Genomic DNA, 14,290 nt, shown 5'->3' on the forward strand with positions numbered 1-14,290 from the left:
TCCCAAAAGGTTAGCAAATGTTAGCAGGGGCCGTTTGATCGCCTGGCTGGTCACTTGGGGAGCGTGAGGTTTGCCAGCGAGGTGCGACCGGGTGTGACTTCGACCGGGCGTGAGTTTTCCAATGGCGGTCCGTACACAATGCGGTTCACGAGCCCGGTTTCGGGGTTGCGCTCTTTGGCCGTCACCGCCCAATTCGGGTGCCACACAACGAGGTCGTAGGTTCCTTCGGGGACTTGTGTGAACTGGAACCGACCGTCCGCTTCGGACACGGTGTAGTACGGGTGATCGCAGACGAACAGGTCCGCGGCGTGCCAGGGGAACCCGGCGGCACTCGTGAGTTCGATGCGGCCGAAGGCATCGAATTGGCGCTCAAGTGGTTTGTCGGCATCGGGAAACGGCAGCGCGAAGAACGCGGCTCCGCGCCCGCGTAGGACGTGGAACACCGGTTCGCTCGATTGCAGTTTCACTGCTTCCCCGCGGCGCACAAACCCCACGCGCGTGGTGGGCCGATCCCCTTGTTTGACCACGATTTGGGAATCGCGGATCTCGACGGTGACGGGCGGTAAGTCCCAGGGCTTCGCACGCGCCGGGTTTACTTCGCGCAGGTACACGACGGCCCCGCCGAGGGCGTGCGTGAACCGGTCGATGCGCGGGGCGTAGGGGGGCGTGAGCGTCCGCGTTTCGAGACCGTTGCCGTCCGCACGCGGGCGCACGTCCGTGACCGGGGGCACATCGGGCGCTGCACCGGTCCAGGTCACGAATCCCGTGACCTTTCCACACGCACCGGGCTGGAAGTCCGAAGGCTTGTTACTCGTTGGTGTTGAGTTTTGCGGCGCGCCCGCAACGGCCGGCGGTTCGGAGCCGCACCCGGTGGCGAACAGTGCGAACGGTGCGAACAACCCGAACAGACAACGCGGCACGCGGAGATCCTCTCGAAGCCAAGTGTGCGGAACGGTTTATCCGGTACGTTGGCGGGCGAAGGTAACTGTTGCGACAGATGTTTGCAAGTCCGTGTGCGGGTGCGCTTTTCTGACGCAGCGGGTTCTGCCGGTAACTGGGCGAGAACCCGCTCAATTGCCAACGGTTTCAGGCTTCCAAGTCGCGGGAAACGCGATTTGCACCCGAGCGGTTTACGACTTAAAGAAGATTGATGGCCCGCGCGCAAATTCGGAGGTGAATTCACTTGGCGCGGTTCTGGCGAATGGAGTAGGTTAGCTTGGTATAGATCGTTACTCGTTCTAGATTGGCTAACGATTGAATGTTTTTTAATTTTGTATAAATAGCTGCCCGGATGCCGCAGGAACTGACGGGCGCTCCGCACGGACCGGTTGCCCCGGACCGAGACCCACATGCGATCGACCCTCCCCGATCCCCCTCACGGCCCGCAAGACACACTCAACCGGGCGCTGGGGGGCAACTTTCGCGAACTTCTTGAGGCGGCGCCGGACGCCTTTCTGTTCGTCGACGAAGCGGGTCGCATCGCGCTCGTTAACACTCAAACCGAGCGCCTCTTCGGGTACACGCGCGACGAACTGCTCGGTCAACCGGTCGAGTCACTCGTTCCGGAGCGGTTCCGCACCAACCACCCGGCCCTGCGCACCGAGTACGTCCGCGAACCGCGGGTCCGGTCGATGGGCGAGGGGCGCGAACTGTACGGGTTGCGGAAGAACGGGACCGAATTTCCCGTCGAAATCAGCCTCAGCCCGTTGTTCGCGGGCACCGCGCGATACGTCATTAGCGCGGTTCGGGACGTCACCCAGCGCAAAAAGGCCGAAGCCAAGTTCCGCGGGCTGCTCGAATCGGCCCCGGACGCAATGGTGATCGTGAACCGGACCGGCGAAATCGTTCTGGTCAACACCCAGACCGAGCGCCTGTTCGGGTACGCGCGCGAGGAACTGTTGGGGCAATTGATCGAGGTTCTGGTACCGGTCCGGTACCGGGCTAACCACCCGGCGTTTCGCGAGAGCTTTTTCGACGCGCCGCGGGTCCGACCGATGGGGGCCGGGATCGACCTGCACGGGTTGCGGAAGGACGGGAGCGAGTTCCCCGTCGAGATCAGCCTCAGCCCGCTGGAAACCGAAGAGGGCGTTCTCGTTAGCAGCTCGATTCGGGACATCACCGATCGGAAGCGGGTCGAGCGGGCGCTCCAGGAGAAGAACGTTGAGTTGGAGAAGGCGAGTCGGGCGAAGGACCACTTCCTGGCGACGATGAGCCACGAGTTGCGGACCCCGCTGAACGCGATCATCGGGTTCACGGGAACGCTGCTGATGCGCTTGCCCGGCCCCCTGACGGCGGATCAGGAGAAACAACTCCGCACGGTCCAGTCGAGCGCACGGCATTTGCTGTCACTCATTAACGACCTTCTCGACCTCGCCAAGATCGAGTCCGGGAAGGTGGAGTTGCACCCGGAGACACTGGTCTGCCAAAAGGTGGTCCAGGAGGTCGCCACGGCCCTGCGCCCGCAGGCCGAGGGTAAGGGGCTCCGATTCGAGGTCCGCGTGCCGCCCGATGACGTGGCGGTTCGGGCCGACCGGCGGGCGCTCAGCCAGATCCTTCTGAACCTCGTTAACAACGCGATCAAATTCACGGAGACCGGAACGGTGACGCTCGAACTCGCCCAACGCGACGGCCCCGGTTCACGGACCGAGTTCGTCGTAACCGATACCGGGATCGGCATCCGGCCCGAGGATCTGGAGAAACTGTTCGCGGCGTTCACGCAGGTCGATTCGTCCGGGAAGCGGCGGCACGAGGGGACCGGGTTGGGGCTGCACCTGAGCGGGAAACTGGCCGACCTGCTCGGTGGGCGGATCACGGTCCGGAGCGAGTTCGGGCGCGGCAGCACGTTTACTCTTCAAGTGAGCGGGGATTGATCGTGCTCGCGAGCATCCTCGTTATCGAAGACAACCCCGCCAATCTGGAGCTGATGAGCTACCTGTTGAGCGCTTACGGCTATTCCCCGCACACCGCGACCGACGGCGCGGAGGGGCTCCGGATCGCGGACCGTGGGGCGTTCGACCTCATTATCTGCGACATCCACCTGCCCCAAACCGACGGCTACGAGGTGGCCCGGCAGCTCAAGTCGGACCCGGGGCGGCGCGCCGTTCCGCTCATCGCGGTCACGGCACTGGCTATGGTCGGGGACCGGGACAAGGTTCTGGCAGCGGGGTTCGACGGGTACATCTCCAAACCGATCGACCCCGAGACGTTCGTGCGGCAGGTCGAAGCGTTCCTCTGGCTGGACAAGCGGACGAGCCTCCCGCCCCGGCCCGCGCCCGCGGGGGGGGCGCCGGTTCCCGTACCGGTTCGCCACACGGTGCTGGTGGTGGACAACCTGCCGGTGAACCGCGAACTGGCGCGGAGCATTTTGGAGCCGCACGGGTTCCGGGTGCTGGGGGCCGAGGGGGTCGAGGACGGGCTGGCCGTGGCCCGCGCGCACCCGTGCGACTTGGTCCTCTCGGACGTGTGCATGATCGGCGGAACCGGGTACGACCTTATCAGGCTGATGAAGGCCGACCCGCGCCTCGCGCCGATCCCGTTCGTGTTCATCACCTCGACCATGATGAACGAGTCGGACCGCTTGACCGGGCTGGGGCTCGGCGCGGCCCGGTACCTGTTTCGGCCCCTTGATCCGGAAGCTCTCTTGACCGAGATCGAGTCCTGCCTCCGCGAGGCGGGGAGGATCGCCCGTGGCGACGATTCTGATCGTTGACGACCGCCCGGCCAACCGGGAGTTCCTCGTCGCGCTGCTCGGCTACGGCGGCCACCGGCTCCTGGAGGCCGGGGACGGGGCCGAGGGCCTGGCGCTGGTCCGGGCCGCGCGCCCGGACCTGGTGATCGCCGACGTGCTCATGCCGACGATGGACGGGTACGAGTTCGTCCACCTGTTGCGCTCGGACCCCCGCGTCGCGAGCACGCGCGTCATCTTCTACACCGCGCACTACCACGAGCCGGAGGCGCGCCGGCTCGCGGCCGAGTGCGGCGTTTCCGAGGTGCTGACCAAGCCGAGTGAGCCGGAGGCGGTGCTGCGGGCCGTCGAAACCGTGCTCGGGAACACCCCGCCCCCGGCCCGCGTCCCGCCCGTGGACGAGTTCGATCGCGAGCACCTGCGCGTGGTCACGGACAAACTCGCGCAGCGCGCGGAGGAGCTCCGGCGGACGAACGAGCGGCTCACGGCCCTGGTGGAACTCGGGGTGCAACTCGGTTCGGAGCGCGACCCGGCGCACCTGCTCCAGCTCTTCTGCGACGCGGCCCGACAGATCATCGGTGCGCGGTACGCCGTCGTCGGGATCTCGACCACCGAGCACTGGTACCGGTACTTCTTGACGAGCGGTATGGACCCCTCCGCCCGCGCGCGTGTTGGGCGCCCGGGCGGGCTCACGGGCGCGATTGCCGATGCGATCGCGGCCGGGCAGTGCTTCCGGGCACTCACGCCCGACGGCCCCGGCGCGGTCGGCGCGCCCGGCTCGTTCCCGGACGCCCGCGCGGTGCTCGCGGCCCCGATCCTGTCGCCGGCGCGAGTGTACGGGTGGGTGTGCTTGCTGGACAAGCTCGGGGCCGACGCCTTTTCCGACGAGGACGAGCTGTTCGCTACGATGCTCGCGGCCCAGACCGGGCGGATCTACGAGAACGGGAGCCTCTACGCGGACCTGCTCAACCGGACGTCGGAACTCGCCCAGGAGGTCGGCGAGCGGAAGCGGGCCGAGGCCGAGGTGCGCGAGAGCGAGGAGCGGTTCCGGAGTGCGTTCGAGCACACGCAGGTGCCCACGGTGCTCACCGATCTCGAAGCGCGGTTCGTGCGGGTGAACGCCGCGTTCGCCCGGGTGTTCGGGTACGCCCCGGACGAGATGCTCGGGCTCTCGATGCCCGACGTCACGCACCCGGACGACCGCGCCGGGTGCCGCGCCGGGTGCGCCCGGTTGATCGCCGGGGAGGTTCCGGTCTTTCAGGTCGTGAAGCGCTACATTCACCGGGCCGGGCACCACTTCTGGGGCGCGACGAACGTGTCCCTCGTCCGCGACCCGACCGGGCGCCCGCTCCAACTCGTGGCACAGGTGCAGGACCTGACCGAGCAGAAGCGCGCGGAAGCCGAGGTGCGCCGGTCCGCGGACCTGCTCCGCGCGGTGGCCGACGGGACGACCGACGCGGTGTTCGTGAAGGACCGGGGCGGCAAATACTTGCTGTTCAACGAGGCCGCGGCCCGGTTCGTCGGGAAGCCGGTCGCGGAAGTGCTCGGCAAGGACGACACTGCACTGTTCGACCCGGCGAGTGCCCGCGTCTCGATGGACAACGACCGCCGGGTGCTGGAGTCCGGTCAGGTTGATACGGGGGAGGAGACGCTGACCGCGGCCGGGGTCACCCGCACTTACCTCGCGACCAAGGGGCCGTACCGGGACGCGGACGGGAACGTGATCGGGGTGATCGGGATCTCGCGCGACATCACGGACCGGAAGCGCACCGAACAGCGCCTGACGGCCCAGCACGCCGTGGTGAGCGCGCTCGCCCGGGCCGCGGACCTGCGCGACGCCGCCCCGAAACTGTTGGAGGCCGTGTGCGAAACGACCGGCTGGGACGTGGGCGGCCTCTGGATCGTCGACCCGCAGAGGGGCGCGCTCGTGTGCGTCGACCTCTGGTCCGGTGAGAATCCGGATCTGGCCGAGTTCCGGGCGGTTTCGCGGGCCACCACGTTCGCCCCCGGTGTGGGGCTGCCCGGGCGCGTGTGGGCGTCCGGGGAACCGCTCTGGGTCGTCGACGTCACGCGCGACCCGAACTTCCCGCGGGGCGACGCGGCTGCGAAAGCGGACCTGCACGGCGGGTTCGGGTTCCCGGTCCGGTTCGGGAACGAGATCCTCGGCGTCGCGGAGTTCTTCAGCCGCGCGAGCCGCCGACCGGACGCCGAACTGCTCCGCACGTTCGAGAGCCTCGGGAGCCAGATCGGGCAGTTCATCGAGCGCAAACGCGCCGAGGGCGGGCTGCGCCTGTTCCGCGCCCTGATCGACCGGACGATCGACGGGGTCGAGGTCATCGACCCCGAAACGGGCCGGTTCCTCGACGCGAACGAGCAGGCCGCGGTGCTGCACGGGTACACGCGGGCCGAGTTCTTGCGCCTGGGCGTGTACGACGTTGATCCCGTCGTGGCGCGCCGGCCGTGGAAGGAAGGGATCTCGGCCCGCCGCGCGTCCGGGGAGAACTCGTTCGAGAGCCTGCACCGGCGGAAGGACGGGTCCACGTTTCCCGTCGAAGTGAACCTCAGTTTCATTCAGCTCGACCGCGAGTACCTGGTCGCGGTCGTGCGGGACATTTCGGAACGGAAGCACACGGAAGAGGCCCTGCGGTCCACCCAGCACCGGTTGGAACACGTGGTGGCGTCCAGCCCGTCCGTGCTCTTCGCACAGGGGGTCCGGGGGGACCAGGTCCGGGGCATCAGTTGGATCAGTGGAACCGTTCGGGAAATGCTCGGGTACGAGCCTTCGGAAGCGTTCGAGCGCGACTGGTGGGTCGGTAACATTCACCCCGAGGACCGGGACCGGGTACTCGCCCGGACCCAGGCGGACCTGTTCTCGCGGGGCCGCGTCTCGAACGAGTACCGGTTCCGGCACGGGGACGGCACGTACCGGTGGACCCGCGGGGAGATCCGGTTGACGCGCGACGCGGCCGGCGAACCCGTTGAAGCGGTCGGCTCGTGGTCGGACATCACGGAGCGCAAGTTGCTCGAAGAACAGGTGCAGCAGTCGCAGAAGATGGAAGCGGTGGGGCGGCTCGCGGGGGGCGTCGCGCACGACTTCAACAACCTGCTCACCGTTATCAACGGGTACGGCGAGATCGCGCTGACGAACCTGCCCGCCGCCGATCTCAACCGCGACCTGATCCGGGAGATGGTCCGGGCCGGGGAGCGGGCCACGGGCCTCACGCGGCAGCTCCTCGCGTTCAGCCGGAAAGCGATCATCGAGCCGAAGATACTGGACCTCACAGTTGTAGTGACCGACGTGGAGCGGATGCTCCGGCGGATCGTCGGCGAGGACATTCAGTTGACGGTCGCGGCGGACCCGGAGACCGGGTTCGTGCTGGCCGACCCCGGCCAGATCGAACAGGTGCTCCTGAACCTGGTCGTGAACGCGCGCGACGCCATGCCCGCGGGCGGGCGGCTCACGATCGAGTTGCGGAACGTCGAACTGGACGAGTCCTACACGCGCACCCACTCGGACGCGCGCCCGGGGCGGTACGTCCTGCTGGCCGTGACCGATTCCGGGTCCGGGATGGACGCGGCGACAATGGCCCGGATCTTCGAGCCGTTCTTCAGCACCAAGGGGGAACACGGCACCGGGCTGGGGTTGGCGACGCTCCACGGGATCGTCAAACAGAGCGGCGGGCACGTGGGGGTTTACAGCGAGGTGGGGCAGGGGACCACGTTCAAGGTCTACCTCCCGCGCACCGAACAGGGACCGGTCGCACCCAAATCGCGCGTGCTTCAACAATCGATGCCCAAGGGGGGCGAGACGCTGTTGCTGGTCGAGGACGAGGACGGCGTGCGGGCGCTGGCCCGGCACGTGCTCCGGGGGTGCGGGTACACCGTGCTGGAGGCCCGCGACGGGATCGAAGCCCTCCGCGTGGCCGGCGAGCACCGGGGGCGAATTCACCTGCTGTTGACCGACGTGGTGATGCCGCGCATGAACGGGCGCCAGCTCGCCGAGCGGCTGGCGGAACTCGTTCCGAGCATTCAAGTGTTGTTCTTGTCCGGGTACACCGACGACGCCGTCGTCCGGCACGGCATCCTGGAGGCCGAGGTCGCGTTCCTTCAGAAGCCTTTCACCCCGGGAGCGTTGGCCGCGAAGGTCCGAGGGATTCTTGACGCAGTGAGCTAAATTCGGTCCGTAACGGAAGACCGGCGAGTTCCGACCAACTTTGAAGCACTAAGCTCTTTCGCCGCGACGAACGGTGCGGTATTCTGGGGCACTTGCACTCCACCGTGCCGGCGCGATTTGGCGCCGGCCCCTTCAATTGCTGGAACCTCTCAACAATGTGTTACCCGTCGCGCTGGGTTGTCGCGTTCGTTGGTCTGCTCGGGGGCGCCGCGACCACGCGCGGGGCGGACCCGACGGACCACTTCGAGGCGAAAGTGCGGCCGGTTCTGGTTCAGCACTGCATCAAGTGCCACGGCCCGGAGAAGCAGAAGAGCGGGTTGCGCCTCGATTCCAAAACCGGCTGGCAGACCGGTGGCGAGAGCGGTCCGGCGCTCGTGCCTGGAAAGTCCGCTGAGAGCCTGTTAATTAAGGCTCTCAGCGGCGCGGACGGCATTTCGCAGATGCCGCCGAACGGGAAACTCACCGCGGCCGAAATCGCCGCGCTCGAACAGTGGGTGAAGGACGGGGCCGTCGATCCCCGTGTTGGTGGTCCCGCGCGTCTCGGTGGAGTGACCGCCGCGGAAGCGAAGGACTGGTGGTCGTTTCGACCCGTTACACGGCCGGCCGTGCCTAAGAACGCGGGAACGAACGCTATTGATGCGTTCATCCGGGCCAAACTTGCGGGAGCGAACCTGGCACTCTCTCCGACTGCTGACAAACGAACTCTCATTCGCCGCGCGACTTACGATTTGACCGGGCTTCCCCCAACTCCGCAAGATATTAAAGCGTTCCTGAAAGACGACTCGCCCGAAGCGTTCGCCAAAGTAGTGGACCGGTTGCTCGCGTCGCCGGCTTATGGCGAGCGCTGGGGGCGGCACTGGCTCGATCTCGTGCGATACGCTGACACTGCGGGCGAAAACAGTGACCACCCGCTGCCCCACGCCTGGCGCTACCGGAACTGGGTGATCGATGCGGTCAACCGCGACGTGCCCTACGACGAGTTCCTGCGGGATCAGCTCGCGGGGGACATCGTCGCAGCACAGAACCCCAACGAGAAATACGCCCCGCGCGTCGTCGCGACCGGCTTCCTCGCGCTCGCCCGGCGCTTCGGACACGACATCGATAAGGACATCCACCTCACTTACGAAGACACCATCGATACGGTGGGCAAGGCTTTTCTTGGTCTCACGATCGGCTGTGCCCGGTGTCACGACCACAAGTACGACGCGATCACGGCGAAGGACTATTACGCCCTCTACGGCATCCTCGACAGCACGAAGTTCGCGTTCCCCGGTTGCGAACCGCAGCAGCGCCCCCGCGACCTCGTTCCGCTGATGCCGCCCGCGGAGTGGGACCGCGTGGTGAAGCCGTACAAGGACAAACTTGCGAACCTGGACGCGCAACTGGCGCACCTCCGCGCCGAACAAACCAAACTGGCTCAGGAACTGAAAGCCCGCGCTGGGACTACGGGACGCGCACTCGCACGAGGGGAGATTCCTGACGGCGGCGAGCAGGTGTTCGACAAACTCCCTGCCGAGATCGAAGTGCGCGCGGGGCAGTTCCTCCAACTCTCGGTCACTCCGCTGAAGAACCACGGCGCGGATTCCACGCTCATCGAATGGGACATTGCCGAGATCGGCGGGAAAGAGCGCCGGTGGAACCTCACGGCCGACGTGCTTGACGATCTGCTCGCCGGGAACCCGCACGGGGACACACACGGCAACAAGCGCGTGTGGTGGTTCCTCGACACGCGCGAAGGGCCGATCCCGCTTTCAGAATCCGCACGCGACCTTTCGGGTAAGCCCGGCCTGAATGCGTGGCGCAACGGCGACACGCCATCGGTGTTCGCGAACTGCGCCAAGGAACCGGTGCCCGTCTGGACGAAGCTCCCGGCGCGGTCGGTATTCGTTCACCCAGGACCGAACGGAAACGTCGCGGTGGGCTGGCTCAGCCCGGTGGATGGGAAGATTCGCATTACCGGTCGCATTAAAGACGCGCACCCGGGCGGACCGGACGGCGTCGGTTGGGTGCTCGAGCGATTCACGGGCGAAATGGGGACGGATCTGCTCACAGTTGCGGGTAAGTCCGAAAAGCAGCAGGCGCTCGAACGCGAACGAGCCGCGTTGATCGCTTCTGCGCCGGTCCAGGACGTCGCATTCGCGGTGACGGAATCGACCCCGCACAACGCGAAGGTTCACCTCCGCGGTGATCCGGAGAAACTCGGCCCGGTCGTTCCGCGGCGCTGGCTCGAAGTGTTCGGCGGTGAACAGCTCCCGGCCTTGGCAGGGAGCGGGCGCCTGGAACTCGCTGGGTGGATCACCGCGAAGAACAATCCGCTGACGGCGCGCGTGATGGTGAACCGCATTTGGTTGCACCACTTCGGGAAGGGATTAGTCAAGACGCCGAATGATTTCGGCACGCGCGGAAGTGCCCCATCACACCCGGAATTACTCGACTGGCTCGCGAGCGAATTCGTCGAAAAACAGTGGAGCGTCAAGGCGCTTCACCGCCAGATCATGCTCTCCGCGACGTACCAGCAAGCCAGCACGCTGCGGCCCGACGCGGCCAAAGTCGATGCGAACAACGAACTATACTGGCGCTTCGAGCGGCGCCGGCTCAGTGGCGAGGAACTGCGCGATTCGCTCCTCACCGCGAGCGGGCAACTCGACCGCAAACCGGGCGGCGCGCACCCGTTCCCGCCCGAAGCGAGTTGGAGCTACTCGCAACACGTTCCGTTCAGCACCTTCTTTGAATCCGACAAGCGGAGCGTGTACCTCATTAGCGTCCGCAACCGCCGGCATCCGTTCCTCGGGCTCTTCGACGGCGCGGACCCGAACGCGACCACCCCGCAGCGCCAGGACACTACCGTTCCGACGCAGGCGCTCTACTTCCTCAACGACCCGTTCTTCCACGGCCAATCGGAAAAGGTCGCATCGCGTGCGCTGACGAAGCCCGAGGCTGCGCGACTCGATGAACTGTTCCGTGCCGCGTTCCAACGAACCCCGACAAACAAGGAACAGGACGCAGCGAATGCGTTCCTGAAGCGGTACGCGGCCACGCTCACCGATACCCCACCCGCTGAACGCACAAAGGCGGCATGGGCCGCACTCGCCCGCGTGCTGTTGGCGAGCAACGAATTCCTGTACCTGGATTAAGTTAAGAAGAGTTTTTGACAGGATTAACAGGATCAACCGGATTGAAGACCTGGTTTTCACTTGATCCGGTTAATCCTGTCAAAAACTCTTCTGGTTTTGGTCGTTCGACTTCCGCTATTGGCGCTGGCGCTCTGGAGCACGCGATGGAACTCCCTGGATTTCGTCCCACTCGGCGCGCCGCGGTCCGCTCGATGGTCGGTGGGTCGTTACTGTTCCCCGGGATCGTGTCCGAGTTGCTCGCGGCCGAGGAGCGCCGGGCCTCGGACGCCGACCCCCTCGCGCCCAAGAAACCGCACTTCGCGCCGAAAGCCAAGGCGGTCATCTTCCTGTTCATGAGCGGCGGCGTGTCGCACGTCGATTCGTTCGACCCGAAGCCGAAACTCACGGCGAACCACGGCAAGACGGTCACACTCGATCACCCGGAAACGCGCAACCGCCCCGGCTACGAAAAGCTGTTCCTCAAACAGCCTAACTGGAAATTCGCCCCGCGCGGCAAGAGCGGCATCGAGACGAGCGACCTGTTCCCGCACTTGGCGAAGCAGATCGACGACATCTCGCTCGTCCGTTCGATGCACACGAGCCACTCGAACCACTACAACGCGACGCTCGGGATGCACACCGGCTCGTTCACGGTCGCGCGGCCGAGCATCGGCTCGTGGATGAGCTACGGGCTCGGCACCTCGAACCGCAACCTGCCGTCGTTCCTCGTGCTCGCGCCGCAAATGCCCTACGCGGGTACGCAGGTGTGGGCCTCGGACTTCCTCCCCGGCGCGCACCAGGGAACGCGGGTGATCCCGGGCACCGAGCCGATCGCGAACCTCAAGCGGCGCGTCCCCACCGCCCAGCGCCAGGAACTCGAACTCGAGGCGCTCAAGGCGTTCAACGAGGAGCACCAGAACACCCGCGCGGACGATCCGAACCTCGCCGCGCGGATCAAGTCCTTCGAGACGGCCGCCGGGATGCAGTCCGAAATGCCCGCGGCCCTCGATCTGTCGAAGGAAACCGACGAGACGCTCGCGCTCTACGGGCTGAAGCGCGGGCAGCAGGAGGGGTTCGGCTGGCAGTGTCTCGTGGCGCGGCGCCTGGTCGAGCGCGGCGTGCGCTTCGTGGAACTGATTCACACCGGGTCGAGCGCGAACTGGGACTCGCACGGGAATATGGCCGACCACGGTCGGCTCGCGCAACAGGTCGATCAACCGATGGCGGGCCTCATCACGGACCTGAAGCGCGTGGGGCTGTTCGACGACGTGCTTGTCGTGTGGACCACGGAGTTCGGGCGCACGCCGTTTAACAACACCGCGGACAACCCCGGGCGCGAGCACCACAACTGGGCGTTCAGTTCGTGGTTGGCCGGCGCAGGGGTCAAGCGCGGTGTCGCTTACGGCACGACCGACGAGCACGGAATCAAGCCGGTGGAGAAACCGGTCCACGTTCACGACTTCCACGCGACGATTCTCCATTTAATGGGAATCAACCACGAGAAGTTGACGTACCGGCACGCGGGCCGCGACTACCGCCTCACCGACGTCGAGGGCGAAGTGGTGAAGGGCGTACTGTCCTGATGAGCCCGAGTTGGTACGATCGCTAACACTATGCCGTTCACTCATACCGTTCGCGGCGAGCGATTCGTGTTCGCCGACTTGCGCGAATTGCTCGCGAAGGCCAACGAATTGAAGTCTGGCGACGTGCTCGCTGGCCTCTCGGCCGGGTCCGAGCGCGAGCGCGTCGCAGCCAAACTCGCACTTGCGGATGTACCACTCTCTTCCATCGTCGACGCACCCGTCATCGATCCGGACATAGACGACGTTTCCAAACTGATTCTCGACACGCACGACCGGAAGGCGTTCGCGCGGATCGGGTCGCTCACGGTGGGCGAGTTCCGAGAGTTCCTTCTGGACGAGGCTACGACGGGAGAAGTGCTTCGCGGGTTAGCGTGGGGAATTTCGCCGGAAGTGGCCGCGGCCGGCGCGAAGTTGATGAGCAACAAGGAGCTTGTCTTCGTCGCGTCCAAGATCCGCAACGTGACCCGGTGTCGGAACACATTAGGCGGGTCGGGCGTTTTCGGCGTCCGCGTGCAGCCGAATCACCCGACCGATGACCTCGCGGGCATTCTGGTGAGCGCGGTCGATGGCCTTGCTTACGGGTGCGGCGACGCGGTTATCGGTGTAAACCCCGCGATCGATTCCGTCGAAACCGTATCCGCGATTCTGCACCTGTTGGATCGCCTCATCACGAAGCTCGGCGCGCCGACGCAGGCGTGCTGCCTCGCACACATTACCACACAACTCGCGGCTCTGGATCGAGGCGCTCCGGTCGACCTCCTGTTTCAATCGGTTGCGGGGACGCAAGCGGCGAACCGAAGTTTCGGCGTTACACTTTCGATGCTCAAGGAGGGCCGAGAGCGCGTACTCGAATCGCACCGCCGGCGCGACGTGAATTGGGCCGGCGAGCAGGTGATGTACTTCGAGACGGGGCAGGGGAGCGCGCTGTCTGCGGAAGCGCACCACGGCGTGGATCAACTCACCCTGGAAGCTCGCGCTCATGCGGTCGCCCGAGCCTTCGACCCGTTCCTGGTGAACACGGTAGTCGGGTTCATCGGTCCCGAATACCTTGCGGACGAACGGCAGATTATTCGGGCCGGGTTGGAGGATCACTTCATCGGGAAGTTGCTCGGTCTGCCGATGGGTGTGGACGTGTGCTACACCAACCACGCCGACGCGGACCAGAATTCTGCGGACAACTTACTGCTCTTACTCGCTGCGGCCGGGTGCAACTACATCATGGGTGTGCCGTGTACCGACGACGTGATGTTGAATTACCAGTCCACGAGCTACCACGACGCCGCGACCGTGCGGAGCCTGTTCGGACTTCACCCCGCACCCGAGTTCCGTGAGTGGCTCGAAGCCTACGGCCTCACACGCGACGGGAAGTTGACGAGTAGCGCGCGACCGGCGCTGCTGGGAAGCATCAACAAAGTGCTGACGGGGTGAATTTTGCTCGTGCGTAAACACGGGCGCTTCCACGCCCGTCTCGCCAGGGGTTGCGCGGTGCTCCATCCCTGGCTACTCGCTGACGCCCCTGCCGGGCTAAAACACATCTCTTTTTGTCTTGTGATCTTTGCTCTCTGCTCTCTGTCTGATCCGCGTGATCTGCGTTATCCGCGGTTCTTCCTTCGGTGTTCGGGAGGGAAATGACGGCCGAAACCGAGTGCCCGGACCGGAGTTGGGCATTTTGTGCATTGATGGCGGGCACGTTTTGAGTATGTTTACATTGTTCATTATGTGAGTTTTGCTTGGA

At 65.6% G+C, this 14,290-nt stretch carries 7 protein-coding genes; 6 read left to right on the forward strand and 1 reads right to left on the reverse strand.

Annotation, left to right across the window (positions count from 1 at the left end; genetic code table 11):
• Positions 1 to 50 precede the first annotated feature (50 nt).
• Positions 51 to 920, reverse strand: a complete 870-nt coding sequence (locus tag VT84_RS12795) for a carboxypeptidase-like regulatory domain-containing protein (RefSeq protein ID WP_082839801.1) — start codon at positions 918 to 920, stop codon at positions 51 to 53.
• Positions 921 to 1,349: 429 nt separating this feature from the next.
• Here VT84_RS12795 and VT84_RS12800 point away from each other — a divergent pair, with 429 nt between their 5' ends.
• From VT84_RS12800 to VT84_RS12825, 6 genes are all read left to right on the forward strand, one after another.
• On the forward strand, positions 1,350 to 2,870 hold the full coding sequence (locus VT84_RS12800; RefSeq protein WP_082839802.1) for a PAS domain S-box protein: 1,521 nt from the start codon (positions 1,350 to 1,352) through the stop codon (positions 2,868 to 2,870).
• Between the two features lie 2 nt (positions 2,871 to 2,872).
• Entirely contained in the window at positions 2,873 to 3,709 is an 837-nt protein-coding gene (locus tag VT84_RS39590) for a response regulator (RefSeq protein WP_162271681.1), read from the forward strand.
• Positions 3,687 to 7,859, forward strand: coding sequence for a PAS domain S-box protein (locus tag VT84_RS12810; RefSeq protein WP_082839803.1), 4,173 nt, complete (start codon positions 3,687 to 3,689; stop codon positions 7,857 to 7,859). The genes VT84_RS39590 and VT84_RS12810 overlap by 23 nt, the downstream gene beginning before the upstream one ends.
• 155 nt (positions 7,860 to 8,014) lie before the next feature.
• Complete coding sequence (locus tag VT84_RS12815) at positions 8,015 to 10,993, forward strand: PSD1 and planctomycete cytochrome C domain-containing protein (RefSeq protein ID WP_082839804.1); 2,979 nt, start codon at positions 8,015 to 8,017, stop codon at positions 10,991 to 10,993.
• A gap of 143 nt (positions 10,994 to 11,136) precedes the next feature.
• Complete coding sequence (locus VT84_RS12820; protein ID WP_052558419.1) at positions 11,137 to 12,555, forward strand: DUF1501 domain-containing protein; 1,419 nt, start codon at positions 11,137 to 11,139, stop codon at positions 12,553 to 12,555.
• Between the two features lie 30 nt (positions 12,556 to 12,585).
• The gene (locus tag VT84_RS12825; RefSeq protein ID WP_052558416.1) at positions 12,586 to 13,983 is read left to right on the forward strand and encodes an ethanolamine ammonia-lyase subunit EutB; all 1,398 of its coding nucleotides are present in this window, start codon (positions 12,586 to 12,588) and stop codon (positions 13,981 to 13,983) included.
• The last annotated feature ends 307 nt before the right edge of the window (positions 13,984 to 14,290 follow it).

Origin of the sequence: Gemmata sp. SH-PL17, from assembly GCF_001610855.1 — a bacterium.
In the GTDB taxonomy this organism is placed as follows: Bacteria; Planctomycetota; Planctomycetia; order Gemmatales; family Gemmataceae; genus Gemmata; species Gemmata massiliana.

Bases quoted from the DNA above. Each gene is read 5' to 3' on its own strand.
- VT84_RS12800 (WP_082839802.1), top strand. From the start codon at position 1,350: ATGCGATCGACCCTCCCCGATCCCCCTCACGGCCCGCAAGACACACTC.
- VT84_RS12815 (WP_082839804.1), top strand. From the start codon at position 8,015: ATGTGTTACCCGTCGCGCTGGGTTGTCGCGTTCGTTGGTCTGCTCGGG.
- VT84_RS12820 (WP_052558419.1), top strand. From the start codon at position 11,137: ATGGAACTCCCTGGATTTCGTCCCACTCGGCGCGCCGCGGTCCGCTCG.
- VT84_RS12825 (WP_052558416.1), top strand. From the start codon at position 12,586: ATGCCGTTCACTCATACCGTTCGCGGCGAGCGATTCGTGTTCGCCGAC.